Origin of the sequence: Gimesia fumaroli, assembly GCF_007754425.1 — a bacterium.
GTDB lineage: Bacteria > Planctomycetota > Planctomycetia > Planctomycetales > Planctomycetaceae > Gimesia > Gimesia fumaroli.
This window is the reverse complement of the sequence record NZ_CP037452.1, coordinates 4,265,625-4,291,379: the sequence shown is the minus strand read 5'-3', so window position 1 is coordinate 4,291,379 and position 25,755 is coordinate 4,265,625. Positions and strand designations below refer to the sequence as shown.

The window sequence follows — 25,755 nt, the reverse complement described above, 5'->3', positions numbered from 1 at the left end:
TACCGATTCAGTCCTATGTAATGATGGGAGATCGTTTCTGAGCGAGTTCTTCCATCATATTTTGGATATTGGACGTGATTTCTTCCGGACTGGTGGCGATGCCCGTCATGAGCGATGCATTCCAGAAGAGTTGTCGGCCACACTGTTTGATAAACGCGTGCTGGTCTGCATTCGACGACAGGGTACAGAGACGTTTGATTAACTCGGCATCGGGATTGATTTCCAGGATGCGTTTTGTGGTGGGGAAATCCTTGTTGTTCATACTCAAAACTTTTTGAAGCTGAGAGCTGATTGCGCCTTCGGGCATCACGAGACAGCAGGGGCTGTCTGTCAGACGATCTGACTTCGTGACCGATTCGACATCGTCTTTGAGTTCTTCTTCGAACAGGGAAATCACTTTTTCAAATTCAGGTGAGAGTGGCTCTTTCTGTTCCTCTTTCTTTTCTGATTTCTCCTCAGAATCTTCTTCCTTGTCGGTATCTCCTGGCAGTTTGACGTCGGATGAATCGATGGAAACAATATCGTGGTCTTCAAATTTCATCAGATTGGAGAGAACGATTTCGTCCATGGGGTCCGGCAGGTAGAAGACTTCGATGCCTTGTTTACGGAAGATTTCCAGGTTCGGGTTTTTGGTGATGGTGTTATAATCGTTACCGCCTAGATAGTAGATCTGTTTCTGGCTTTCATCGGCCCGTTTGAGGTAGGCTTCCAGAGAAACCAGTTCGTTTTCAGAAGTACCGTTAGAGGAAGGGAACCGCAGAAGTTTGGCGATGGTATCGCGATTTTCGAAATCGGTTCCGATTCCTTCTCGCAGACAACTGCCGAACTGGCGATAGAATTCGAGATATTTTTCTTCATCGTCCTTCGCCATGGATGCGAGGTGCGAGAGCACACGTTTGACCAATACTTTTTGGATCTTACGGAAGATCGTATTGTCCTGGAGTGACTCGCGAGAAATATTGAGCGGCAGGTCAGCCGAGTCGACAAGTCCGTAGATGAATCTGAGGTATTCGGGTAAAAGGTCTCGATTGTCGTTTTGAACGAGAATGCGTTTGGCGCAGAGGCTGATGCCGTGTTCGGTGCGACCGAAACCCATTAATTCCATATTGGACTGTGGGCAGTAGAGGATGCTGTGAAACTGGAACGGGGAGTCGCTGCTGAGGTGCAGATGCCAGCGTGCCTGTTCTTCGCCGTTATGTGCCAGATATTGATAGAAGCCGTCGTATTGTTCCTGAGTGAGTTGTGTTTTCGGTTCCAGCCAGATGGGGGGCTGGTCGTTGACGAGTTCTTCGCCGAGCTTAATGGGGTAGGGGACGAACGTGGAATATTTATTCAGGATGAATTTCAGGCGGGTGTCGTTAGTAAATTCATCCAGGTCTTTGCGAAGGTGCAGACGGATGGAGGTTCCACGTTCCAGACCTTCTTGAGGTTCAATGGTAAAGGAGCCGGTTCCGTCGGATTCCCATTTCCAGCCGGACTCATCCTGGTAGCTGCGGGTTAAGACTTCAACTTTATCAGCCAGCATGAACGCGGAGTAGAATCCCACGCCGAACTTGCCGATCAGTGAGACTTCTTCCTTTTCGTCTCCGTCTGCGTTTTTCAGAAAGTCGAGCGAGCCGCTATGGGCGATTGTACCGATGTTTTCGATCAATTCTGCATGCGTCATGCCGACGCCGTTATCACAGATGCCCAGAATGCGGTTTTCTGTATCGGGCTCCAGACGAATTTCTAACGGTTGCTCGTCTTTGATGGATGCATCGGTGAGCGCCAGAAATCGATATTTATCCAAAGCATCGGAGGCGTTCGATATTAACTCCCGAATCGCAATTTCCCGGTTTTGATAGAGTGAGTGCGAAAGCAAATCCAAGAGTTTCTTGATTTCAGCTTGAAATGTGAATTTTTCGGATGTTTTTTCGTTCATTGCCTTACTCTAAATCGTATTTAAAAAGAGAACTGAAATACCAGGGCCTCGTGATTGAGGCAGTGAATGACCTTTCGATCACGTTCATTCTGTCTTGTTTATAAATGGAATGACATTTATTGTAAAGTTGCCCAGTCCAACTCAAGGTGGCTCTTGCTAAGAAATCCCTGTAAAAGACATTTGTAATCTGTTGGTCTACTGAGTAATAATATGTTTGAGTATATTGCTCATTTCCCTGCTGAATTGATGAAACAGACTGCCTGGGCAGATTCTTCCTAAATAACTTAGACATCTCACGGAGATCTCACTCATGGAATTTTACTCACGTCGTGATTTTTTGAAAACTTCTGCGCTGAGTGGCGCTTTGACATTGGGTGGCGGTCTGACTGGTTCTGTCTTCGGCGATCAAAAACCAGCAAAACAGGCACAATATGGTCTGGTGACGTATCAGTGGGCGAAAGACTGGGATTTACCGACATTGTTGAATAACTGCAAAACGGCGAATGTGTTGGGGGTCGAGCTCCGAACGACTCATAAGCATGGCGTCGAGCGAACACTGAGTAAGGCAGAGCGCAAGGAAGTTGCGAAACAGTTTGCTGACAGTCCCGTTACGTTGGTTGGGATTGGTAGTAATGAAAGATATGATAATCCCGATAAAGCCGTTCTGAAGAAAGCGATTGTGGACACTCAGGAATTCATCAAATTGAGCCATGATGTGGGGGGCACGGGAGTCAAAGTGAAACCCGATTCTTTTCATAAAGGGGTCTCACATGAAGAAACGATTGAGCAGATTGGTCGCTCTTTAAATCAGGTCGGTAAATATGGAGCCGACTGGGGACAGCAGATTCGTCTGGAAGTCCACGGCAAATGTGCTCATCTTCCGACGATTAGAAAAATTCTGGATGTAGCTGATCACCCGAATGTGGCGATTTGTTGGAACTGCAACAAGCAAGATCTGGAAGGGGCAGGGCTGGAAGCCAATTTTGCGATGGTCAAAGATCGGTTAGGCGACACAACGCACATTCACGATCTGATTCACAATCCCTATCCGCACAAAGAATTCTTTGAACTGATGGCTGGAGCGAATTATACCGGGTGGTTAATGCTCGAAGAAGGGAAACTGCCTCAGCAGGATACTGTCGCAGCCTTAGCAGAGCAACGCAAAGTGTTTGATAAAATGTGGGCGCAAGCGCAAGACAGCTAATCGCGGGATAGCGAAAAACGAAATGCGGAATCTGGAAGAGTTACGACTTATTAAGGAGTTTCGCAATTCGAGTTGCCATGCGCATTCTGTTCTTTAATGGCGGCATAGACTTCTTCACGATGAACGGTCACATCCTTAGGAGCTTCGATTCCAAGGCGGACTTTATCGTTCTTAATTTCAATCACCATCAAAGTGATTGAATCTCCAATAATGATCTTCTCGTCTTTTTTTCGGCTGAGTACAAGCATCGCGATTCCCTGCGAATAAGTGGGGGAACATCTTTGTTACAGGCTTTTTCTGATTATGTAAAACAACATGTTTTGAAAAAGCGACACTTGAAACTTAGCGTACTGTTTTTGAGATGTCTGCTTTGATCTGAAAAAAAAGGAAGGTAATCTGGTAACCGATTCGCGCTAAGAAGCGGTTATAACGGTTATGCCTTATGGTCCGGCCTGATAATGCAGTAGACGGTCGGTGATGAGCCTCACTTATCATGGCAGAATCTGGATGAGATCTCCGGCGCGTATGATATTGGATGGCTTATCTGGCAGCCTGGTGAGTCTGGTGTTCACGGCAAGGCGATACATATTCTGGAACAGTTCAATTGGTGCCCAAGCCGGAAACGTTTCTTTTCGTTTTCGAATAAACGTTTTCATAAAGTCTGAGTCTTTAGCTCCCGTGATCGGATGTCGGGAAGGGACTACGCACCGTTTACAGGGATTGGATCCTGCCAGGGTGATGGGACCGATCTGAAACAAGACCTGGGAATCAGTGGCCGAATAGAGACGGTCTTCGCAGAATGGTGAGTCGCCTGCGATTTCCAGATTGCCGCGGAAACGAAGTCTGAGTTCATCAACGGTGATTTCCGGGAACCAGCGGGCCAGCTCTTCATAAGTCTGAGTACTGATGATGGTCGGCCCCGGTGCTTCCAGATCATCGGGAAAGCCTGACTCGGAATTCTCTTTTAAAGTGACTTGTTGATGAAAGTATACGCTGAGCCAGTTTTCCAATTCGGTTCTTTCTTCAATCAGATGAAATCGAAGTGGCTCTGGTGATGTCTCAGTTGAGGAAAGAGTGACTGTCTGATTTGCTATATCAAATTGAGAGCGGATTCGATGAATGGCCGGATACTTTTTGGCGTTGATTACATTATCGGCCTGATCAAATAAGGCGAATTGGCGATCACCAGAGAGTGCGCCGCCGGGTAGTATCTCTGTCTGTTCGAGATAAACCGGGTCGAGTGATTTGATGGGATAGACGGCGATTCGAGAGAGGGTCCACATGGTTCTTGATATTGCTCCATTGTCTTAAAAATCAACGACGTGCGTCCTGGCGTTGTAGTTGTTTCAGGTCCTGGATTTCTGTTTTCAAATCTATGATTCCAGAGGGATCCAGGAAACGGTCAATGCGGTCTGCGGTGTCTCGGCACAGGCTGGCAATGCGCGACTGGGCAGCGCGATTCTTTTGTTGTTGGGCGGCTTCAATTGCCGACACGCGAATGACACTCAGTTTTTCCTGATAGATCTGTTTCGGAGAAATTCCACCTTCCAGTTTTCGGATTCCTTCATCGACCTTCTCCCATTCGTCGTTTTTGGCCCACTTTCTGATGCGGGACATTTCCATAGAGAGTGAAGCGACGGCTTCGATCAGTTCTCCGTTCAATACCGCCAGTTCCCCTTCGACGTTCAAGCGAATTCGGTCATCGGGAATTTGAATGCTAACTTCAGGAGCGATACCCGGGATATAAGGGACATTGGCGACCAGCGCTTTTCCACTGCGGACATACAACCAGATGAGGGGGTGTTGCGGATCGGTATGCAGGGTGACTGTTCCGCTGCGGTTGGTTAAAGATTCATCGAGAATATAATCTTGCGTTATGGGTTTTGCATCTTTGTTTTTCTCTTTTTGTTTTTTTGCTTCGGTCTGCAGCTGCCGGACCTCCTGCGGATTCAGCAGCGATGTCTGGACTCGCATCCCAGCGTAAGTCTGTGTTGACGTTCCTCGCGGAATCAGTGACAGTTTTGTTTGAGGATATTCCGGTTTCACGTGCTGGGCGAGCGTTTCCACTCTGCGTCGGCTCCCGCTGAGAATGCCTCGCAGGCCGGAAGCAAGGGAACACGTGGCATATTTTCGGTTGATGTCTTCCAAAATCAAATAGGTCCAGGGGATAAACTGAATATTTTTCACTTCCCGGTCTCGATTCAGGTAGCGAAAGAAGGGTTGGAAGTAGAAGCCTTTTTCTAAAGTGCAGACAGTTGGATCGGGGGTTAAATACTGACTGCCTTGCTCGGAAACGGTGACCAGATCGTTGTTCACATTTTCAATGGTGATGACCGATGAGAATAAATCGCGAATGGATTTGAATACGGTGTCTGCTAAAAACGCCTTTTCATAGGTGTTCTGCTTTTCAAGAGGGCAGAGCTGTTGTGAGAGCACATCGAATTCTCTTCCGGAAACCTGATATCCAATTCCGTACGGCTCGATTGCAATCAGGAACAGTTTATCAAAGGTTTGTTGGGAGTAGCGTTTCAGGATGTTTTCCGAATGCAAACGTGACAAACCCACACTGGATGGAAGGGGGAGCCAGTCATTCTCAGAAATACCGACGGCTGATGGTGTGTCGGACTGTTGCTGCTTCGCTTTTGACAGAGTCCATTTTTCACCCACAGAGCGTTCGATGATCTGCTGAAGTTGTACTTGAAGATTCAGGCGGTTTTCAGGACTGAAACGGGTGCCTGGGGCGTACGCGATTTCGATTCTGATTCGGTAGGGGCGGAGGCTGATGTGCCTTGAGTCGATTTTAGGGGCAAGTTTCTTTTCCGATTGAGCAACGGCTGGTGACTCTGAAAGGGGGACAATCCCCCAGAGCAGAATCACAGTCAGGCAGAATATGAAACCATCGAATACACGCATTATATTTCCAACATCAAACTATGATTGAATTCAATCAACTTACCTTTTGTTATTTTTGAGTAAACGTTTCCACTTTCGGGTAAAGGGGAGTCGTAATCCATTGCTCTACATTATCGTAGAAAATCAACGGACGGTCTGCGTAACCTTTAATATTGGTCCGGAAAACATGGAACTGGTCAATCTCCCATAAAGGGACAATATGTGCCATGGAATAGAGTTGCTGTTGTAGTTTCTTTAAGAGGGCTGTGGCTGTTTCCCAGTCGGTTGCTTCATCAAGCTGAATTAATTTCTGTCTCATCCAGTCGGGGAAAATCTCCAGAGATTCGATCTGTGCGCCTTTTCCGACTGTCAGGAACGGCCAGAGTTCCATGACCGGTTCTGTCATGGCTACGGTGCGGTAGACGATATCCCATTTTAGGTTCTTTTTTTCTGCTTCTGCGGGAGTGTTGGGGATCAGCATGACATGAATGCCAATTCTTGCCCAGGCTTTGATTAATTCCTGTGCTGCTTCCTGTGCTTCCGGGTTCGGATCGCAGAGCATATGCAGCGGTGGAAATTGACCGCTTAGTTTTTTTTGTGATGCGACTGCTAACGCCACAGCCAGGGGGAAATTATATTCGCGTTGAGGAACCTGCTGATTATATGCCTGTAGTCCGGTGTAGTAGGGGGCCGTAATCAATCGACCGTTTAATAATTTTGATTCGTGTAACAGTGTTTCTTTTAAGATCTTGTTTCGATCAATGGCATAAGCAAGAGCACGCCGCAACTCTACAATTTTCAAAGGATTGCTTTCGGGGTTGAATTGCAGGACATGCGTTAAGGGGATTTCACTTTGGACGACATTATATTCTTCCGATTCCTGGAAAAATGAAACCAGTTTGGCTGGGAGGAACGGAAGCACAGAGACTTCGCCGAGTAGTAAAGCCTGGAATGACTTCTCAAAACTGGGGTACCTGATTTCATTGATCTGGGCAATGTTAAATTCACGTAGGTCAGCGGGCTCTGGTACCGCGCGTACATAACGCACCTCATTGGGGTTTTTCTGATCAATGATAAATCGACTTGAGACAAATACATCGGAGTTTGCCGGTTTGCTTTCTGAATCGACCGCGACGTTCTCCCAGATGGGAGACGCTTCTATGGGTAAAGCCAACAACCATTCTGTGCGTAAGGGAACCCGGTCGAAATAGATACTGAATGTAAAGGGATCGGTGGTTGAAACTGATCGTACATAGCTGTCAAAACGTTCGTCGTATTGATTGCTTCCGGGTGTGATTTTATTTTGCAGGAAACGCGTAATATCGGCCGCCAGTAACTTGGGATGTGATTCCCAGGTGGCGTAAGAATGTCGCAGAAAAAAATCGGCCCGGCGTCCCAGGTCGGTTGGTTCCCACTGTTCAAAGAAGCGGCTCTGATATTGGGGAGTCTGATCGACGCGGCCGACTTCAAATAAGGGGATCTGTGTCAGTTTCTGATGACGACGTGTTGAGTCCCGTTCCAGAAAGAACGGGGTTTTTTCTACTGCTGTTTCGAGGACACCGACATTGATCACGGGGTAACGGTTATGGTACCGCAGCAATGATTCGCGAATGCGAGGGTTGGCGGGCCAGACAATTGACGCACGGGAGACGAGTTGGACTGCTTCCTGGAACTGATTCTGTTTTGCGATCTGTTCTGCCTGATTCAAAATGTCGTTAGACTGATTGAGAAACGATTCTGTCCATTTGGCAACCGTTTGTTGCCTGGGGAACATCGTCGCCAGACGTTTTAAGTAGTAATGCGCCTTTCGAAATGCGTTTTCTTTAACGGATTGAGTAATAATGACATCAATTACTTCGCCTGCCAGTTTACTCAAGCCTGGGTATTCCGGGGAACGGCCGTGTAAATCTTCAATGAAAGCAAGCGCATTATCGTATTGTTTTGATTTCTGTTTGTCTTTGGCTTCCAGGAACATCAACCGTTGTTGACGCTGGTCAAATCCAGGCCAGTCACGATGTTTACGATCCAGAACCAGTAACATTTCAAATGCCGTTCTTAAATCATTCGACTTCAGCAGTTCATCGATCCGTTTTAGAATCTGGTCTTCATGGTGGACGACTTGTTTGACATTCTTTCTCTGGATCCGGTATTCGGGGTTTTCTTTATCGTCCACCAACGTTAATTGGAGGAAATTATAGGATGCTCGAAGTTTACGTTGTTCGTCAATTTCTTCTTTGCTTCTTGGTTTGGGCCAGTTATAGCTTTCTTTCAAAGCAGCCTCGAGCTGACCCAGTGTATCAGGTCGCGGATAGACTGGTTCCACGACCAGGACGTAATCATTTTCCAGTACGATCCAGTCAACGGGCGGCTTCTTCAGCAGTTCATCGACCGTCGGTATCTGCATTTGTTCAATTTTGGGTAATGGAGGCTCTTTTTCTTCTTCGGGGGGACTCGCTTCTTTTTTCTCGGGATCTACTTTCGCAGGTTTTTCCCCGTCGGGAGTTTTGTCTTGCGCATCGGAGGCTGGTTGCCCCACGACAAATAGCAGCATGCTCAAAAAGCTGATCTGCAGCATGATCGTTTTGAAGGGAATCATAGTGATGCTTGTCCTTTCTGCTGCAGGACCTGATCAATTCGATACAAGCTTCCATCTACGGTTGGTACGACGAAAAGTTTTTCCAGATTCACAATGGATCCACTGGCAGGTAAGGGAACATCGGCTTTGGAGTGAATTTGACCGGATTGCGGATCAACTGACAGCAAGGTCCCATTCTGGAGCGAGAGTAAAAGCTGTTTGTCGATCATTGAGGGGGCACCTGCCAGAGAAGAGTCGGGCAGTTTGAGATCCCATGATTTTTGCAGACCCTCTTTCATGCTGAAGCAGCTTAAATTTTGTTTGGATTCGACAAACAGAAGATCATTCATGATCCAGAGATCATTGGTGGCCGGGGTTGGCAGCTGATGTTTTGCTTTCACTTGAGTGGTTTTTGCGTCGAGCAGTTGCAGTTGACCAGAAGCATCGGTGATGGCGAGAAGGTTGGTGCCTTTTGCTGCTTTAAAGTCGATGGGCTGTTTTAAGTCAGCGATTGAGAGTACAGCAAGATGCCGAACGGGGGTCGTACGGTATTGCAGGGAGATGATTTGGCCGGTGGATGTGATTGCGATGCACTGATCTTTGGAAACTGGGATCAGTTGCTTCCACTTTGCGTCTGCAGCAATGTTTTCCGGGAGGACGAACTCCTGAACAGTATTGAGTCCTCGTCCTTTACGAAAGACGGCGATTTTTTTCTCGAACGGAAGGGCGATGCCGTCTCCCAGTAAAATGGGCATCGTATACAATGGGGCTTTCAGTTCGATGGTTTGTTCGAGTTGACCAAATGAATTGAGGATCCAGAGAGTTGGTTCCGGTAAACCACAGGATACGGCTATTTTTCCGTTTTCAAACTGTGTTGTTTTCAGTGGCGCGGTGAGGCCTTCAGGGAGCTTTAATTGTGTGATCGTTCTCTCGATGAAACTGGATGCGTCAGCTGCAAAGTCGCTATCGCGAAGCCGAAAAATATCTCCATCCGACGTAAGGCAGAGTAAGCCACTGGTTTGTTTATCTCCATAAGGGTATGTTGCCAGAATGTCGGTGCCTAAAATCGATTTCCAGGTGCTGGACATCTCATCGCGATTAGCGATGGTGAAGATGACTGAGTTAGAAGAAAGCAGTCGGCGGGCCAGATACAGATTATTGCCAATCAATTGCATCGGTTGAGAACCCAGGCCATCGGCAATTTTCTTCTTGTCCATTTTGATTCCGGTATTCATCAGTGTGAATTTTCGTAGCGCTGAACTACTCATCCAGAGTTGACCGCCCGATCCTGCGGAAAGGTAGATCTGGCAGGAAAGCGGATCCTGAAGTTGATATGAGGCGATTTCAGACAATTTTCGTTTGCCTTCCTCGTCTGTAACGGTGAATGCGGTTATACGCTCAGGAACGGTGGGGAAAAATAATTGTTTGCCGCGAAGGACGGGCATGCTTTGCACATGTCCTTTGATCCGAAATTGTTCCAATTCGTTGAGAGTGGCATTTTCGCCATTTCCATCGAGGACGTGCAACAGGGCTGAATCAGCGCGGTCGTTCTCACAGACCAGCAGTAATTTTCCCATAGAAATGATCGGGATTTGAACGGTTCCGGGGCGATGTCCCAGAGAGGCGACTTTCTGGCACTCGAAGGGACGCAGGGAGACCAGATAGACGACGGCTTCATATCCAGCGACCGCGACTGCCTGTTCGCCGTAGACCAGACCGGGAGCACCAACCAGGGGCTGGGCGAATTTGAGTTGTGAATTGATATTCCCGCTGAGCAAATCCATGTTTAATAAATCACCCGAACGGCAGGCAACGACAATCAATCCCTGGTGAATCAAAGGTTTTCCGGAAGGGGGAGATGGTAGTTTCTGTCGCCAGACTAGTTGTCCGTCTTTTTGAGTGACGCTTAATAGTTCCTGATGACGCGTATCATAGAGTAGCAGAGAAGGTTCTTTGCCCGAAAAGGTGATGGGGGCAAAGGGGGAATCCTGGCCGATTGGACGTCGCCAGATGGGATCACCGGTAACCGAATCGATACCAAAGCAACTACCGTTGGCCAACGCAAAGACATTGCGGCCGTCGGAAATCTGATTGGATCGAGATCGGGTATGAAGTGCCAGAGTAACCGCTTGTGGAAATTGATCTGGGTATTCTTCGACTGATGCAGTGACGGGCTTATTATTGACTTGGATCAGGCTTTTTTCCGTTTCGAGGATTTTGGCGAGCGTTGTTGCCATCTTGCGATCATTTTTATAGTAGGGATAGCGATCCAGAAGCAGGCGCCTACGCTGAATTGCCTGGAGCGTATTCTTTTGTTTGAGGGCTGCTTCAATTTCATTGACGGCGACGTCGAATACTTCTTTGCGTAAGATCTCTGCTTCTGCTTTTTCGTAGCTGGATTTGATTCTGGCTAACATTTCAGTTGGTGGGGCATCCTGCGGGCTATAACGCGTGAGAATGGTCTCCGCATTCTTGGAAACGGTTAGCAGTTCACGTTCTTTCGTGCGGCTGGCTGTTTCGACTGCACCGAGGGCAATCCGCTGCCCGTAATCTACAAGCGTAGGATAGAGTTCTTTGAAGTTTGCGTCATCGCGGTGTTTTTTGATGAACTTGTTTGTTGCATCGAGCCCCGCATTCCAGGCCGGTGTGGAACCAGAGATCTCTTTTTCCACGAGGGATTTGCTCAATAAAATACGTGCTTCGTCGGAGTAATCGCTTTTGTTATAATTTTCCAGGAAGTATTCGAAGAGTTGAATTGCCTGAGCATATTTCCCCGCTTCCATTTCCTGGACGGCGGCGTCATAGTGACGTTTCGCAGTATCACGACCGATAATGAACCAGAAAGTGAGTGCTGTCAACGTTAGCAGAACAGCACCGCCGGTGAGTGACAGCACCAACGGTGATCGAACAATTTGACGTTCTCCCGGGCGAACTGCATTGCGAGACGAACGGTGCCGAATACGATCTTTCAGTGAGAGCGTACTGCTTTTATCTGGTTGAGCTGCAGTCTCGGGTTCGTCTGGTTCATCAGTAGATTGCTCTTTGGAGCGAGATAAAAATGGTTTTGGTGCGGCTGACACTGGCTGGTCCGGCTCGACCTCTACAAGGAGTTCTGCCGCAGAGACCAGATCCAGGTCATCATCGTCGTCGGAGATCAGTTCATCCTCTGAGAATTCTTCAGGCTCTGGAGGTTTCTTCTCTTTTTTTGTTTTGGACGATTTCTTCTTTTTCGATTTTGATTCTGTTTTGGAGGCGGGTTTTGTAGTTGATTTCGAACTGGCTTCTTCTGTTTCTTCCGGCTGCTTAGATTTGTTCTGTTTTAGCTGAATCATATCCTGGCTAACCGGTTTCAGATCGTACATGGAACTTTCCTGGTCGCCGGTGACGTCAGGCAGGGGCGCATTCAGATCCAGCAGGTCAACTTCATCAACGAACAGAATGTCTGCTTCCCCAATGCGGATTAAGTCCCCATCTTTCAGGAGCGATCGTCCGGACATGGTTCCATTAATTTCAATTCCGTCACTGGTTGCCGCTAATGCCTCATAACTTTTTTTGTTCCAGCTGATCCGGCATTGCATTGAAGCTACACCGTCATCTTTAATCTGTAAATCATTCGATGCATGACTGCCGATGGAAACTGGCTGTTGTTTGGAGAGCTCAATGACTTGAGTTTTTCCGGACAAGAATGATATTTCTAAGCTGGCCATTTCAATTACTTATCTTTACAGAATTTCGTGAAGCGGTTAATGCAGGGGTACGATACCGATCTGGTGTCAGTCTTCGGGACCACGGTAAGTCGCGAGTCTGATTTTCTGCATGCCGACTTCGTTGGCTGCATCAACGACGGCAACGACTGTTTCGTGACGAGCCGCTTTGTGTGCGCTGAGCACTAATTCCCGTTTGGGTTTTCCGTCCTGATCCCGGCGATCCAGTATTGCTTGTACTATTTCAGATGGATTTGCAAGCTTGGTGTCATCGACATAAATTCCATTGTTATTATCAATCTCAACGATGATCGATTCTTCGCGAAAATCATCGAGCGTTTGCAGTGATTGTGAAACGCCATCTTCATCAGGGTTGGGAGGGGGCACCTGAATGCTCTTTTGCAGGCTGAAGGAAGCAGTGATCATAAAAAAGATCAACAGAAGAAATGTCACATCAACCATCGGGGTCAGATCCATCTCTTCAAAATCGGATTCAGCAGAGCGGATTGAAAACCCATCATCATCGTCGTCTTCATCCTCCTCTTCATCGTCAAAAGTCGGTGCTACGACGCTTGGCGCTGAAGTCGGTACGGGGACTGATGGCGTGGCTTTCTCTATTTTGCGATCGTTTTTCTTTGCAGAGGGAGTGGGCTTCGGAGGGGCAATCTGTTTTTCTTGTGAGGGCTCGACTTCTGAAACAGGTTCCCGTGTTTCAGACGCAGCAACTTTCTCAACCTCTGGTTCCTCAAACCGTTCTTCCTGTTTTTTGGCTACCGTGGGCGGTTTTGTTTCTTCGGCAGCAGTCTCTTTCGAGTCAGCTTCCAGGATTTCATCCCAACTTTCTCCGAGTGGGCCTAAATCATCCAGGTCGTCGAGGAGTTGATTTTGCTCCTGATCTAGTGGGGCGGTGACCTGGGGAGTCAAATCTGCTTCTGTGGGAGGTGCTGGTGTTTCTTTCGACTGTGGGGGACGCTGGGACTGACTTTCAAATGGAATTGTAATCTGGCCGCTGCAGGCAGGGCAAGAAACGGACTTTCCTGCTTTCTTTCTGGCTACGCTTAGCTTTTGACCACATTGATTACAATAAAATTTGATAGGCATTGCTAAATCAGAATCTCACTTCTTTGTTGAAGGGAATTGTTCCCCGAGGTTGTTGCCTGATGTTGATTGATTTTCAATTATTTTTTCTTTTCTTCTATTCCGATATAAAATTTGACGCCGTCGACTTCCGTAACAGCTTTCGTCACCTCCTGGACGAATCCATGAGGCACACCACGGTCTGCTTTGATAATCACATCCATGACTCCCCCTTGAACCCGCTCTTGGATTCGTGCAGTCAATTCTTCCAGTGTGACTTCGACAGCACCGCCCGCTTCTTTGAACTCCACAACGCTCGTTCCGTTCAATCCATTGCCGTCATTATGAACCAGGACAAGCGATGACCCGCGGGTATCGACGCCTACTCCGTGGCGGGCGACCGGGACGTCGGAATCCTGTGTGGCCTGCATGGTTGAGGTGACCATGAAAAAAATCAGCAACAGGAATGTAACATCAATCATGGGGGTGATATCCAGATCGTCTCCACCTCCACCTGATGTGGACTTTTTCTTCCAACCATCGTCGTCTGAGTTGAATAATGATTTTTTCTTAGCCATGTTCGATTACCCTTACCAGAATCATGACTTTCGTGACGCTTCGAGGATGTCCAGGAATTCTCCCGTGTGTTCCTGAACCGAATCCTGCAGTTTTCCAATACGAACGTGAATTAAAGCACCAGCCATCACCAGTGGAATGGCCACCGCCAGGCCTGCGGCTGTGGTGAATAACGCGAAACTGATCTCGCCGGCCAGTTGACTTGGATCGCCGCCTGATTCCTGCATGTTCCCAATTTTGTCAAACGCGTTAATCATCCCGATCACAGTACCTAACAGACCCAACATGGGAGCACTTTTGACAATCGTGCTGATCCAGGAAACGCGATATTCGAGGTCAGCCAGAATATCCCGCTCAAATTTTTCAGCGAGCATCTGTCTGAGTTTTTTCGCCGGGCGTTCCATATTGGCCATGGCGACCAGAATTAACTGGGGAACTGCCTTACTCCAGTAGGGGGGGGAATCACAAAGATTGACGATCGATTCATAGTCTTTTTTCTCGATATCTTCGTGAATCTGATCCAGGAATTCATTGGCGGCATTTTGTGTTAAGAATCGTTTCTGGGAGATTTGTCTGACCAGAAGAATTACACAAAAAACGCCATATAAAGCAGTTAACCCCAAGGCAACATAAATGGCGATTCCGGCAACGTTTAAAATAGGAGCGAGTGAGTAGTTCATAGATGCCTGCTTCTGCGTCGTTATCGAAAATAAGTTTGACGAGTCACTTCGAAATCGTATCCTCGACGATCACCGCGCACTGTAAAATAAGTACGGCGGATTTCATCAAATTTCTTGTTTCTATATGCTTTTTCTTTGGTAAGTAGCTTGTTTTCAGTTTCTTTGGGGTAAAAGTGAAACAAAATGGCCCCCGTGACGTCATGGCCTGCTTTTTTGAACAGGCTAAGGTCACTGGTTCTGCGTTGGCCTCCCTGCCAGGTCATGTAGAGCCGTTTTTCATTTGCCCCGGAAGATGCTGTCCTCGTGACGGGTTTGTCAGATGAGACATTCGACAGGTAAATCATCTGACCGTTTTTCAGTAAGGCTCCCAGCTCAATTTTAAAATAATCTAGTTGTTTCGCATAATCGATCAGAGATCCGCGATCAGAAAACTTGATGAACCAGCGTTGCTCACGAGGGAGCCCTTTCTTACCGGGACCAAATCCTAAAGCCCGTTTTCCAGTGCCGGCGGCACTTCCCATTTTTCCCGAGTTGGTCAGGTCCGTTTGTGTTTGCTGTTGAACCTGCTGTGTTGCTTTGTCTGAAAGTTCGACCACACTGTCCAGCATTTCTTCCACCTGATTTTCTTCCTCAGGGGTATCGATCTGGGAAGGATCGTCAACAGGATCTTCCGGTGACTCTACCAGTAACGATTCATCGGGCGAGCCATCCTCTGCACCTCCCGCCAGGTCAATCATTTCCAAAGCAACTTCATTTTCGGTTTGAGGCAGTCGATTAGTAATCCAGACAATAGAGAGCCATAAGACGGCTATAATCAACGCGATCACAACAGCGATCAATGAAGAGCTTACCTGGTCATACTGCGTAACTCGCATGACTGGTGCCTTTCGATGATCTGGTTGTGAAGTCGGCTTTGCCATTATTTCAGACGATCCTGCTTTCGAACATATTCAGTGTGCTTATTTGTTTTTTGATTGAGGGAGCTGATTCAGAACTTCATAGAGGTCAAATTTTTCTTCGAAGGGTTTAATACTGTTGTACCATTTCTGCCAACGGCTGGTTGCTTCATCTGACCACGCCTCGACCAGTTTCAACCGTTCCGCTTCAGGCAGATTGAGAGGGGCATCCGCTAGCGGGTCTTCTGGCATTCCCAGACCACGGATTTTCCGACTGAGAGTACACAACCCGTTTCGGGCTTCGATCCGGACACCCAGGTCAGGGTCTTTGAGTGCCCTGATCAGGTGAGGAGCCATACGAAAATCATTTGTACGTGATAGTGCCCAGATCGCGGTTCGACGGACATCGGGAGATCTGGCGTCTATGAGTTTTAAGACGCGGTCTTTCTGCTGAATCAGTTTTTCTCGATCTCCCAAGGTGATTGTTTCAACCAGTGTTTCCTGAGTGGATTCCAGGTCGGCATTGGCGGGGTTTTCCAGTTGCGCGAGTAATTCGCTCAAATCGCCGGAGAGTTTTTTGCTTTCCACTTTCCCGTTTCTCATCTGAACTTCAGCCAGATTCTTGGGGAGACCTCTGCCGCCTGCCAATAGTCCTGCTCCCACAGGCTCGGGTTTGTATCTGCGGCCCAGTGTTTTCACTGTTGCTTTTGAGAGAAAGATGATCGCCAGGCAGGTAGAAGCGGGAATATTTCCGACACCTTTCCAGCTTCCGTCATCCCGTTGTGTTGCTAAGAGTTGTCGTGCACCATCGGCGTACCAGTCGTGAGGCCCCAGTTTTTCCACGTTGGCGAGTGCAGCAATTCGTTCAATTCCATAGAGGTAATAGTTCGGCCAGCCTGTGGGAGAGCGAACATTGTAGTTATTCACGACCCAATTGGCGCCTTTTGCTTTTCCCCCCTGAAGTGCGGCATAACTGATTGTCGGTTTGGTAAAGAGGTTTTTTTCGTCTTTTCCTTTTTCCTTTTCTGTGAGTTCAACTTTCTCCAGAAAACCAAATCGTTTTTTTGAAGGAGTACTTTGTTTGGTGACTGGCCCCGAACGCAATTTGCCATCGGGGTAAAGTTGCATCGAAATGACATACATACTGCCCGTTCCCGCGACCGACATTGTGTGTTTGGGGGCACTTCCGGCGCGGTCTCCAGGATGATAGCTGAAAGCACCAGTAGGTAGCTGTGTTGATAAATGCCAGCGAGCTGCTTTATCCCAGACGGTTGTGGGGATGGTCATTCCAGCACGCTCTGCTGCCCAGAGCCCCAGGATGGCGTATTGAGTGATACTGGTATCGCCGTTGTTAGGAGTGTCTTGCGGATAAAACCAACCGCCCCCCGGGAGTTGTGTGTTGATCAGAAACTCCGCCGTTGCGCGGATTTCCGCGTAGTAAAGTTCCGGGCTGAGTGCTTCAAGAACCATCAATTGGACCCCGGCGCAATAGTTGTAATCGCCGCCTGGTTTGTAAATCGGTTCCCCGTTCTTGTCTTTCTGTTGATGGTCGGCCAGAATGTTTTTTACGCATCTCTGAATGTAAGCAGATTCCGGTGATTCTCCCGACTTTAACAGAGTGTAAGCAACGAAGGCGTTCATTCCCGTGCGGCCGTAGTCTTTTTTTTCTTTCAGGTAGGCAACGCCACGTTTGATTGCTACATCAATTTCTGCTTTGGGTGGCTGTGAATAAGCGTTGCTCTGAAACGCCAGAAAGACGATCAGTGTCATCAGGCACGGTGCCGTGCTAAGACGAGCACGTTTGCCAGCCGAAAACAAAGTTTGAACAGCGCAATAATGATTCATATTGATGCGATAGCAATCTGAGATGAGAGAATATTGCTGAAAGGAGAATGAAGCTGGTGCTCCACCGCATTACTCCAGTCTAAATTCAGGGATCAAGCAGTGTCAATCTATATGCCTCAAATCTTGACAGGAATCGCATTTACGTTTCATGGTTTGCGGGAGAGGTCACAGGTACAGACCTCTTGATGACAGCGAGGGCACCCTTGAACATATTTTCGGGTAACCGCCTGTTCCAGATCGATGTCTGCGACATTTGCCATTGTCGCTAACCAGGCCAGAACATCGGCAAATTCTTCAGCCAGATTCTCCCGGTCGTTGTTATCCCGCAGTGCTGAAGCCAATTCCCCAACTTCTTCCATAAACCACATAAAGGTGCCTTCAATACCTCGAGACTGATCTTTTTCGAAGAACATTGTATGAATGACAGATTGGAATTGTGTTAAGGTTAGTCCGTTGGTTTCCTGCTGTGATGTCGTTGATTTTGCAGCGGAAGCATCAGATGGGTGATCGGTCACTGGGGATCCTTGTGAGAAATGTTGTTGGTTTCTGATTTGAGATGATTCAGTTGAAACAGAATCAGTTCAGAGTTTTTGTTTTAATGTGCGTGCTTGAACGTGATCGGGGTTTTGTTTCAGTAATCGATCGAGTTCAGTGATGGCTTCCTGTTTTCTTCCCGAATTTAGTAATGTCTTTGTCAGTAAGAAACGGACGTCTTCATTTTTATCATCCAGATGTAAAACCATATTTAATTCCCGGATTGCCAGTTCTGTTCGTTTCAATTTCAATGCGGTTTCGGAAAGCGATTCATGTGTTTCCGGATCAAGTACATCGACATATAACGCTTCCTGTCCCCAGTGTAGGGCGTGTTCCCATTTTTTCTGCTCAATATAAAGCTTCATCAATAGTTTCAGACTGGTGGCATCCGCGGGGTCCAGATGAACCAGCTTTAGCAAGGCGGCTTCCAGCTTTTTCGGGTCGTCTTCATGTTGGTAGATGATCGCCAGTCCCTGGAGCCATTCGGTCTGATAGGGATATTTTAAATGGCCCGTCTCATAGACTTTGACTGCATCACTGAATTTTTCCTGTTTCAACAGAATTTTACCGGCCAACTCCAGGACTTGCACGTCTGGGGAATCCGTTTCCAGCGCCGGTTGCAGAATCGCATGTGCTGCTTCCAGATCTTCCGAGAGGAGTTCCAGGCGGGCGATCGTTAAAGCGGCTTGCGCCTGTTCGGGCTGTTGGCTCAATACGGTACGGGCGAGTTTTCGGGCTTCCTGTTTTTTTCGGTAATGAAGCAGCCGGTAAGCATATTGCCCGGCGATATCCATGTCGTTTGGATTCTGTTCGTGTTGTTGTTGCAGTTCACGGAAACTGAGTGTCGATGGCGTGTGGTAGCCTTTGAGTGTTGCCGTCAGTTTTTCCAGATAGCGATGATAGCGTTTCTCAAATTCTTCCTGACTAATCTGAAAGGATTCCTGGATTGCATTCGGTGTCGAACGCTGATTCTGGTATGCAGTTAATAACTTTTTCAATGCATCATCGCCAAATTCCTCTACCATGAAGTCGGCACATAGCAGACTTTGGCAGTACGCAAAGTCCCAATTATCTGAAGACTTGGGACGTACAAATACACCGTCCAGTTCATCCAGAGAATAGATGTCTCCTTTAGGAACACGTTCCACGAGCAGTTGGTTAAATCGCTGGGGGCGCGCTTTACCTTCACTTCTGACGGCGAGTGCCTCTGTAAACCAGTGTGGTATTTTGTATTTCGTTTGTTGCAGCGTAAAGACATGCACCAGCTCATGTTTTAAGACAGCCGCCCAGTTATAAGGCTCTTTCATGGCAGTGGGTGACGTTAATGCAACGACGGCGCCAGTCGAGGCACCAATTGTCTGGATCCAAGGCAGACCGATCATCCGGGCACTAAACCATTGATGGGCGGCGAGCCCTTTGGCGTTATGATAAATTTCAAATTGGGTTTTTCCCGGCGGCTCAAAGCCGAACTGTTTTACCATCTCGGGATATATCTCTTCCAGATAATCGGCCATATAACGGCCAAGAATATAGTCGGCTTTGGAGTCGTAACGAATGACAAAGTGGTCCGTTAGGATAGCGCCATAAGATTCCAGCACTCCCAGTACTTTACGCATATTACTGACACGTACATGATAGGGATCGGCTTTGAACGCGTCATTTAATGTCTGTTGGGCGAGATCTGTTTTACCCATTTGCATATACAACATGCCCAAAGAAGTTTTGGGGCCAGAGAGTTGAGGCATCAGAATTTTGGTTTTTAAGTATGCAAATTCAGCAAACGTAAACTGGCGTTTCATCTCCATCAACTGGCCCAGTTCGTATAAGAAATACCCCGGTTTTGGGTTATCTTTCAATAAAGTCGTTACGAGCTTCACGAAGCGGGACGACTCAGGTTTTATTATTTGTGACTGATCTGGGACTGCTGACGTGTCAAACAGCAGAGTCAACGTTTCGGTATCGGGAGCCCCATCCTGCAGAAGATAGCAGGCTGCCTTTCTGGCCAGAACGGATTGGGCACGGTTGTTGAGAGCGGCAGCGTTTTCTGCAGACACCAATGCTTTTAGATATTGTCCATTAATCAGGTGTAAATCACACTGTAACAGTAAGGCTTCGACTAACTGGGGATTGGTTTTCAAGGCACGGTTGATGAGCTCGATACTCTTATCAAAATCACGGACTTCGATAGCGGAGCGTGCTAACGCGGTATAGACAATTGCGGCTTGGGAATTTGTTTTGAGGGCTGCTGTAAACTCATCAGCGGCTTGGGGGCGGTTGTATTTTTCTTGCAGAATTGAACCGCTCAAGTAAGACGCTTTCCAGGCCAGAGGATCCGCTTTTAATGCATCGGGGCAGACTGTGTTGATGACGAAATTAAAAATTTGGGAAACGCTATTCCAGCGTGCGTACTGCGTCGCTCCTTCGGCAATCACCAGCAGTGTCTCTGCATCTTCCGGTTGGGCCCGGTTGTAATACCGAACAAACCAACGATAGGCTTCGTTGGCTTCGTCAATTTTTCCGGAATCAGTGAGCAGATGGGCTTGGATCAGATGTGCCAGAGGTTGGTCCGGATTGAAAGAGAGGGCTTTGGTGACGTGTTTATCAGCGCTGGGATAATCTCCTGTTTCATAATACAGTTTTGCCGCCAGCGCATGTAAATCTGCTTGGTCGGGTAGTTGTTTCAGTCCTTCATTCAAGCGATCCAAGGCCGATTTTGTCTGCCCGGTTTCGATGTCGATTTGCGTTAATCCACGGAGCAACTGCCACTGGTGGTCGGCGTTTTTCTGTTTGGAATCAGCGAGTTGTTTTTTTGCTTGAGCATAGACTTCGCGGGCTTCAGCATAACGGCCGTGCTGCTGGTGTTCGCGTGCCGTCTTTAATACCACCTCAATTGACTCTGCTTGTTTTTCTTCCGCCATGACCAGACGGTTCGAATGCATGTGAAGCGGTAGCATGACTGCCAGCATGCAAATTGTAAGTCTGATGATTCGGGGTAGGCCGTTTGACATTTGTTGATCCAGGTGATGCATAAACACGTTGTTGTTTAATATGATTAGAGAAAGGAAGGGCGTGGCGATCTTTTCTCTTCTTTTTCAGTGCTGTTACTATTGGGGATTAACAGTTCGTTCTCTGTAGCAGCAGGTTGATGTTCTAGTGGTTCGATGGCCGGTTTTGAACCAGCTGTGGCTGTTTCATTAATATTCGTACCGTGGATGGGAAGCCCAAATCCCAGGATCAGTTCGCGTTTTGTTTTTTCATTGACGTTTGCGAGTAAAAACAGTTCTTCGCTCCGCGAATAGGCAATCAGACTTCCATTCCAATAAGCGAGACGGTTGTTAGCAGTGCTGGGGATGCGCGCCTGTTTCGTCAAGATTCCCACGAGATTCAACGGGTCGGCGGCGGAAAGAATCGTCAGCGCATCGGTCGCTGATTCATCACGGAGTTTCCGCAATTCCTGAATCGTTCCCGACATCGCAAATTGTTCCCCTGCGACTCCAGATACGAAACGACCGCCGCGAATTTCTCCCCGGGCTTCGAGACGTCGATAAATTTGCAGTAATTCGAACCAGCGTGGGGCACCCGATTCTTTCACCAACAAATCGCGGAAGACCACTCCCCAGCGTCTTAGCAACTGCCACGCCCATTGCTCGACGTATTCATAATATTGCAGGCTGCGTTCTTCAATTTCAGCCGCAAGTTCACGTCGCCAGATCGACCAGCGTCCTGTATTGTTCGGGGTGCTGCGTTTGCGTACCAGACCGATTCTTGATTTGCGGGCAGCTCGGCGGTTTTTAGTGGAACGGTCCTGGGTAAACTGTCGCATACCGGAGAAGCTGTCGGAGGTCACTAACCCGCGGGAGATGAGTTCTCCCAATGCATCGGCGACCTGTGTGGGAAGGGATTCTGTTGCAGCCATTAAGTCGGTGGCGAACAGAGCCCCCTGTTGCGTGAGTAGTTCCTGGATTTCTACAGCCGGGCTGCTCAAATAATTCTGGTCTTCGGTGTTCTGCGTTGACGCCTCACTAAAATACGTCAGCCAGGGAATATCTTCTCTTAAAAAGAATGAGACAGGGGCATTGCGAGTAATGCCAGTCATCGGTTTGCCTTGATCGGCGGTTCGTTTGGGAGGATAGAGTCGTCCCCAGCCAATTTCGCCTGTAAAGCAGAGTTCGTCGAGTTGATTATTCTGGTAATTGGAAAGTCGGGCCGGCAGGATGTCGCGTTCCCAGCAAATTGCCGGGATATCGATTCCCTGGAGCATGGAGAGGATTTCAAATAGGCCGTTTGTTCCCGACCGCTTTTCGTCACCCGACATGCCGTGAAGCCGTGTAAGGTATTGAATGAAGACAGTCGTATCGACTGGCTGCACTTGCGCACGCAATCCTTGTAGAGTGAGTCTGTGAATTCGGGCCAGCAAACGTCGGTGACACCACTCTTTGGGAAGGGCGTTGGCGGGAGTGGTTTCTTTTTCTTTGGCAGAATCATCTACACTTTGATCCCAGTTGGGATCTTTGACACGGAAGAAGCCTTGCATGGCGATGCCTTCGCCTTCGAGCGCCATCAGTGCCGCTTCGGTTTGCGAATCGGTCATACCTGCTAGATTGGCGATTTCTGCGACGGTCAACGGGCCACAAGTATCGAGCAGGCCGCGAATAATGGCGGTGCGGGCTTCTGCCGATTCCCATTCCTGACGCACACCAACAGGAACGGTGACAGGCGGTGCATGCTGGCTCTCGGGGAAGGCAGCCAGTGCTGCCGGGAGACGCTCTGTTGCGACCCAGCTTTCGGTGCAGCGGTTCGCTGATTGATTCTCTGTTCTTTGTAGTGTTGTCGCACGGCCCGTTGCTTCCAGTTCCTGATACCAGTCGGCCCAGTCCGGCTGTTCATTTATGGGAATATGAATCCGCCCCAGTAGCAGATCATGGAATTCATCGGCGTTTCGTACCAGTGGTTGTGCTTCCTGGCAAACCTGTGCGATTGCTTCGGGGGAGAGTCTGCCCAGGTCTTCGACACTTTCGATGGAAAGTGTGTGGCGTGTTGCGACCGCACGGGCGCGGCGTTCCTGTGCTTCGCCACCATCCAGAAACGTATACGGGCTGGAGTTCAATAGTTCGTAGCAAAAAGGAGAAGGCTCTCTGGTATCGCGGGGAATCAGTTTGACGGTCCCCTGTTCGATTTCCTGGAGCACGGTTTTGAAGCCTTCAATATCGAGTTGCTCATTCAGGCAGTCATACAATGTCTGGTCGACCAGAATATGATCGGGGCGGACGATTTCCCCAATTTCATTTTCGGGACAACCAGTCAGACGCGGGAACACAGCGGTGAGCAGGTCTTCGGCTCGAAAACGTTGGAGCGGTGGCGGTACTTTTTTACCATTCTGCATCCGTGAGACCAGCAATGCCCGGGTCACATTCCAGCGCCAGCGGACATGAAACATAGGGTGGTCCAGAATCGCCTGCTCAGAGAGTTGTTGAACGTTTCTGGTATTCAACATTGTAAACAGACTCTCCAGAGGGAAGCTATGCTGTGGGCCGAGCGAGAGGATAATCCCATTATCGTCGGCGGTTGCCTGCAGTTCAAAATTATAAGAGCGGCAGAAACGCTTACGCATGGTGTAACCCCAGGCACGATTGATATCGCCACCAAAGGGAGCGTGGATCACCAGTTGCATGCCCCCTGATTCATCAAAGAATCGCTCGAAAACAATGCGCTTTTGAGTCGGGATGATGCCCAGCGCCGCCTTTTCTGTTTGAACGTAATCAACAATCTGTTTGCTGCCCCACTCGTCCGTATTGGTTTCCTGACTCAGCCAGAGAATGGCTTGTTCCGGGTTTTCGATCTGGCGTTCAAGCTCTTCGCGCAGGTGCGATATTTCGGTTGAGAGTTCAAGGGAGCGTCCCGGGGCTTCACCAAACCAGAAGGGGATAGAAGGGGGCGCGCCGTTGGCATCGACCACAGTGACATCGCCGCCACGGACATAGCGAATTTGCCACGAGGTATTGCCTAGAAGAAAAATGTCACCTGCCATGCTTTCGACGGCAAAGTCTTCGTCGACTGAACCGACCACGGTCTGGTCGTCTTCGGTGACCACGCGATACGAGGCGATTTCCGGAATCGCCCCTCCGTTCATCGTGGAGACGAGGCGGGCATTTTTTCTGCTACGGACACGGCTCTGGACCTGGTCGTGATGTAGATAGACGCGACTACGGCCGGCCGTGGTGCTGATGCCTTCGCTCAGAAATTGAACTGTGCTGTCAAAGACGGACCGTTTCAGGTTTCGATAAGAATAGGCGCGCGTCACTGTTTCGAATAATTTGTCCGTGTTCCATTCTTCACAGGCGACTTCGGCGGTGATTTGTTGTGCTAGAATATCCACAGGGGCTTCCGGCATACGAACGGTATCGAGGATACCTTGTTTGATCGATCGGACCAGCGCCATGCTTTCCAGTAGTTCATCCCGCGAGAGGGCAAAGATGCGTCCTTTGGGAACCAGTCCGAGAGAGTGTCCTGATCGCCCGATGCGCTGGAGAAAAGTAGCGATGCCACGGGGGGAGCCGATCTGCACAACCAGATCGATGTAGCCGACATCAATTCCCAGTTCCAGTGAGGCGGTCGCGATAACGGCTTTGAGTTCGCCGCTTTTCAGTTTTTGTTCCGTGCGATGTCTGATTTTTGCAGAGAGGGAACCGTGATGGCTGCCGACGACGTCTTCGCCCAGGCGTTCGGTTAACTGATGAGTAATTCGCTCGGCCAACCGCCGCGTATTGACAAAGATTAGTGTGCTGTGATGCGATTGGATCAGTTCGATGATCTGTTCCAGTACTTCAGCCCATTGTTCGTGAGAACAAATCGCACTCAATTCCGATGGGGGAACCTGGATGGCGACGTCTAGCGTGCGGGAATGACCAATGTTGACGATGCGGCAGGTTTGTTCGGGAAGCTCGTTATCTGATGTTTGAGGTAGCTCTTCAGTGATTTCAATTTCCGGCCGATTTCCGACCAGATATTGTGCCACCCGTTCCAGCGGTTTTTGTGTGGCGGACAGACCGATCCGCTGTAGAGGATGATCAACTAATGCTTCGAGGCGTTCGAGGGTAAGTGACCAGTGCGAGCCCCGTTTGTCCCGCAGCAGGGCGTGAATTTCATCTACGATGACCGTTTCGACGGTTTTCAGAGTTTCCCGGCTTTTGGATCCGGTCAACATTAAATAGAGGGATTCCGGAGTGGTAACCAGAATATGAGGAGGCCGCCGGACGAGTGCTGCTCGTTTCGAAGAAGGGGTGTCGCCTGTTCGCAGGCCAACGCGAATGGGAGTGAATGTGTAGCCTTCTTCTTCCAATAGCTGTGAGATTTCTTCCAGAGGCTCTGTCAGGTTGCGGTGCATGTCATTCGAGAGTGCCCGTAACGGGGAGACATAGATCACCGAGATTTCATTTTCCAGCTCTCCATCCAGAGAACGTTTCACGATACGGTCTATCACAGACAGAAATGCGGTTAGTGTTTTACCACTTCCGGTGGGGGCCGAGATCAGAGTGTGCTCACCACGATTGATACAAGGCCAGCCTTGCTGTTGAGGTTCTGTCGGACCCTGGAAGCGATTTTGAAACCATTTTTCAATGATCGGGTGATAACCGTAAAATGACATAACCGTCCTTTGGTGTGTTTGTAAGAATTGCTCCTGTATTGTAAGAGGGAAACGCGTAAAATTTAACTGGTTTTCTGTGAAATTCTTTAGGGCACTGTGAATCGATGGCTTTAGATACGATACAGAGACTTTGATGATTTGTTGGGAAAGCCTGAAATCAGGGAATTCCGGTCCCGTTTCGAACATGTCAAGTTGTGAGATTGTCA

Annotated in this window: 15 protein-coding genes; 1 reads left to right on the top strand and 14 read right to left on the bottom strand. The window is 48.6% G+C overall.

Annotation, left to right across the window (positions count from 1 at the left end; translation table 11 throughout):
* Nucleotides 1-13: 13 nt before the first annotated feature.
* A complete protein-coding gene (gene htpG, locus Enr17x_RS16215) occupies nucleotides 14-1,921 on the bottom strand; it encodes a molecular chaperone HtpG (protein WP_145310487.1) in 1,908 nt (635 codons plus the stop codon).
* Nucleotides 1,922-2,231: 310 nt separating this feature from the next.
* On the opposite strand from htpG, the gene Enr17x_RS16210 reads away from it, so the two are divergent.
* Nucleotides 2,232-3,125, top strand: coding sequence for a TIM barrel protein (locus Enr17x_RS16210; protein WP_145310485.1), 894 nt, complete (start codon nucleotides 2,232-2,234; stop codon nucleotides 3,123-3,125).
* Nucleotides 3,126-3,175: 50 nt separating this feature from the next.
* Here the strand turns inward: Enr17x_RS16210 and csrA are convergent, their stop codons facing one another.
* From csrA to Enr17x_RS16145, 13 genes are all read right to left on the bottom strand, one after another.
* Nucleotides 3,176-3,373 (bottom strand): carbon storage regulator CsrA, encoded by a 198-nt coding sequence (csrA, locus tag Enr17x_RS16205; RefSeq protein WP_145310483.1) that lies wholly within the window; start codon nucleotides 3,371-3,373, stop codon nucleotides 3,176-3,178.
* Between the two features lie 243 nt (nucleotides 3,374-3,616).
* Complete coding sequence (locus tag Enr17x_RS16200) at nucleotides 3,617-4,408, bottom strand: MOSC domain-containing protein (RefSeq protein WP_145310481.1); 792 nt, start codon at nucleotides 4,406-4,408, stop codon at nucleotides 3,617-3,619.
* Nucleotides 4,409-4,439: 31 nt separating this feature from the next.
* The gene (locus Enr17x_RS16195) at nucleotides 4,440-6,038 is read right to left on the bottom strand and encodes a hypothetical protein (protein WP_145310480.1); all 1,599 of its coding nucleotides are present in this window, start codon (nucleotides 6,036-6,038) and stop codon (nucleotides 4,440-4,442) included.
* 49 nt (nucleotides 6,039-6,087) lie between these two features.
* Nucleotides 6,088-8,613 (bottom strand): ABC transporter substrate-binding protein, encoded by a 2,526-nt coding sequence (locus tag Enr17x_RS16190; protein ID WP_145310479.1) that lies wholly within the window; start codon nucleotides 8,611-8,613, stop codon nucleotides 6,088-6,090.
* Nucleotides 8,610-12,299 (bottom strand): outer membrane protein assembly factor BamB family protein, encoded by a 3,690-nt coding sequence (locus tag Enr17x_RS16185; protein WP_145310477.1) that lies wholly within the window; start codon nucleotides 12,297-12,299, stop codon nucleotides 8,610-8,612. The genes Enr17x_RS16190 and Enr17x_RS16185 overlap by 4 nt, the downstream gene beginning before the upstream one ends.
* 66 nt (nucleotides 12,300-12,365) lie before the next feature.
* On the bottom strand, nucleotides 12,366-13,397 hold the full coding sequence (locus Enr17x_RS16180) for a biopolymer transporter ExbD (protein ID WP_145310476.1): 1,032 nt from the start codon (nucleotides 13,395-13,397) through the stop codon (nucleotides 12,366-12,368).
* Nucleotides 13,398-13,474: 77 nt separating this feature from the next.
* On the bottom strand, nucleotides 13,475-13,951 hold the full coding sequence (locus Enr17x_RS16175) for an ExbD/TolR family protein (RefSeq protein WP_145310474.1): 477 nt from the start codon (nucleotides 13,949-13,951) through the stop codon (nucleotides 13,475-13,477).
* A gap of 21 nt (nucleotides 13,952-13,972) precedes the next feature.
* Entirely contained in the window at nucleotides 13,973-14,629 is a 657-nt protein-coding gene (locus tag Enr17x_RS16170) for a MotA/TolQ/ExbB proton channel family protein (protein ID WP_145310472.1), read from the bottom strand.
* Nucleotides 14,630-14,649: 20 nt separating this feature from the next.
* A complete protein-coding gene (locus tag Enr17x_RS16165; RefSeq protein ID WP_145310470.1) occupies nucleotides 14,650-15,549 on the bottom strand; it encodes a hypothetical protein in 900 nt (299 codons plus the stop codon).
* 39 nt (nucleotides 15,550-15,588) lie between these two features.
* A complete protein-coding gene (locus Enr17x_RS16160; RefSeq protein WP_145310469.1) occupies nucleotides 15,589-17,295 on the bottom strand; it encodes a HEAT repeat domain-containing protein in 1,707 nt (568 codons plus the stop codon).
* Between the two features lie 221 nt (nucleotides 17,296-17,516).
* Entirely contained in the window at nucleotides 17,517-17,783 is a 267-nt protein-coding gene (locus Enr17x_RS16155) for a MazG nucleotide pyrophosphohydrolase domain-containing protein (RefSeq protein ID WP_145314043.1), read from the bottom strand.
* 168 nt (nucleotides 17,784-17,951) lie between these two features.
* Nucleotides 17,952-20,912 (bottom strand): tetratricopeptide repeat protein, encoded by a 2,961-nt coding sequence (locus tag Enr17x_RS16150; protein ID WP_198000609.1) that lies wholly within the window; start codon nucleotides 20,910-20,912, stop codon nucleotides 17,952-17,954.
* Nucleotides 20,913-20,956: 44 nt separating this feature from the next.
* Entirely contained in the window at nucleotides 20,957-25,549 is a 4,593-nt protein-coding gene (locus Enr17x_RS16145) for a DEAD/DEAH box helicase (protein WP_145310466.1), read from the bottom strand.
* Between the last annotated feature and the right edge of the window lie 206 nt (nucleotides 25,550-25,755).

Excerpts from the sequence above, each read along its gene's own strand:
- Enr17x_RS16145 (WP_145310466.1), bottom strand. The coding sequence starts at position 25,549 with ATGTCATTTTACGGTTATCACCCGATCATTGAAAAATGGTTTCAAAAT.
- Enr17x_RS16165 (WP_145310470.1), bottom strand. The coding sequence starts at position 15,549 with ATGGCAAAGCCGACTTCACAACCAGATCATCGAAAGGCACCAGTCATG.
- Enr17x_RS16175 (WP_145310474.1), bottom strand. The coding sequence starts at position 13,951 with ATGGCTAAGAAAAAATCATTATTCAACTCAGACGACGATGGTTGGAAG.
- Enr17x_RS16155 (WP_145314043.1), bottom strand. The coding sequence starts at position 17,783 with ATGTTCTTCGAAAAAGATCAGTCTCGAGGTATTGAAGGCACCTTTATG.
- Enr17x_RS16170 (WP_145310472.1), bottom strand. The coding sequence starts at position 14,629 with ATGAACTACTCACTCGCTCCTATTTTAAACGTTGCCGGAATCGCCATT.
- csrA (WP_145310483.1), bottom strand. The coding sequence starts at position 3,373 with ATGCTTGTACTCAGCCGAAAAAAAGACGAGAAGATCATTATTGGAGAT.
- Enr17x_RS16150 (WP_198000609.1), bottom strand. The coding sequence starts at position 20,912 with ATGTCAAACGGCCTACCCCGAATCATCAGACTTACAATTTGCATGCTG.
- Enr17x_RS16180 (WP_145310476.1), bottom strand. The coding sequence starts at position 13,397 with ATGCCTATCAAATTTTATTGTAATCAATGTGGTCAAAAGCTAAGCGTA.
- Enr17x_RS16200 (WP_145310481.1), bottom strand. The coding sequence starts at position 4,408 with ATGTGGACCCTCTCTCGAATCGCCGTCTATCCCATCAAATCACTCGAC.
- Enr17x_RS16190 (WP_145310479.1), bottom strand. The coding sequence starts at position 8,613 with ATGATTCCCTTCAAAACGATCATGCTGCAGATCAGCTTTTTGAGCATG.
- Enr17x_RS16160 (WP_145310469.1), bottom strand. The coding sequence starts at position 17,295 with ATGACACTGATCGTCTTTCTGGCGTTTCAGAGCAACGCTTATTCACAG.
- Enr17x_RS16195 (WP_145310480.1), bottom strand. The coding sequence starts at position 6,038 with ATGCGTGTATTCGATGGTTTCATATTCTGCCTGACTGTGATTCTGCTC.
- Enr17x_RS16210 (WP_145310485.1), top strand. The coding sequence starts at position 2,232 with ATGGAATTTTACTCACGTCGTGATTTTTTGAAAACTTCTGCGCTGAGT.
- htpG (WP_145310487.1), bottom strand. The coding sequence starts at position 1,921 with ATGAACGAAAAAACATCCGAAAAATTCACATTTCAAGCTGAAATCAAG.
- Enr17x_RS16185 (WP_145310477.1), bottom strand. The coding sequence starts at position 12,299 with ATGGCCAGCTTAGAAATATCATTCTTGTCCGGAAAAACTCAAGTCATT.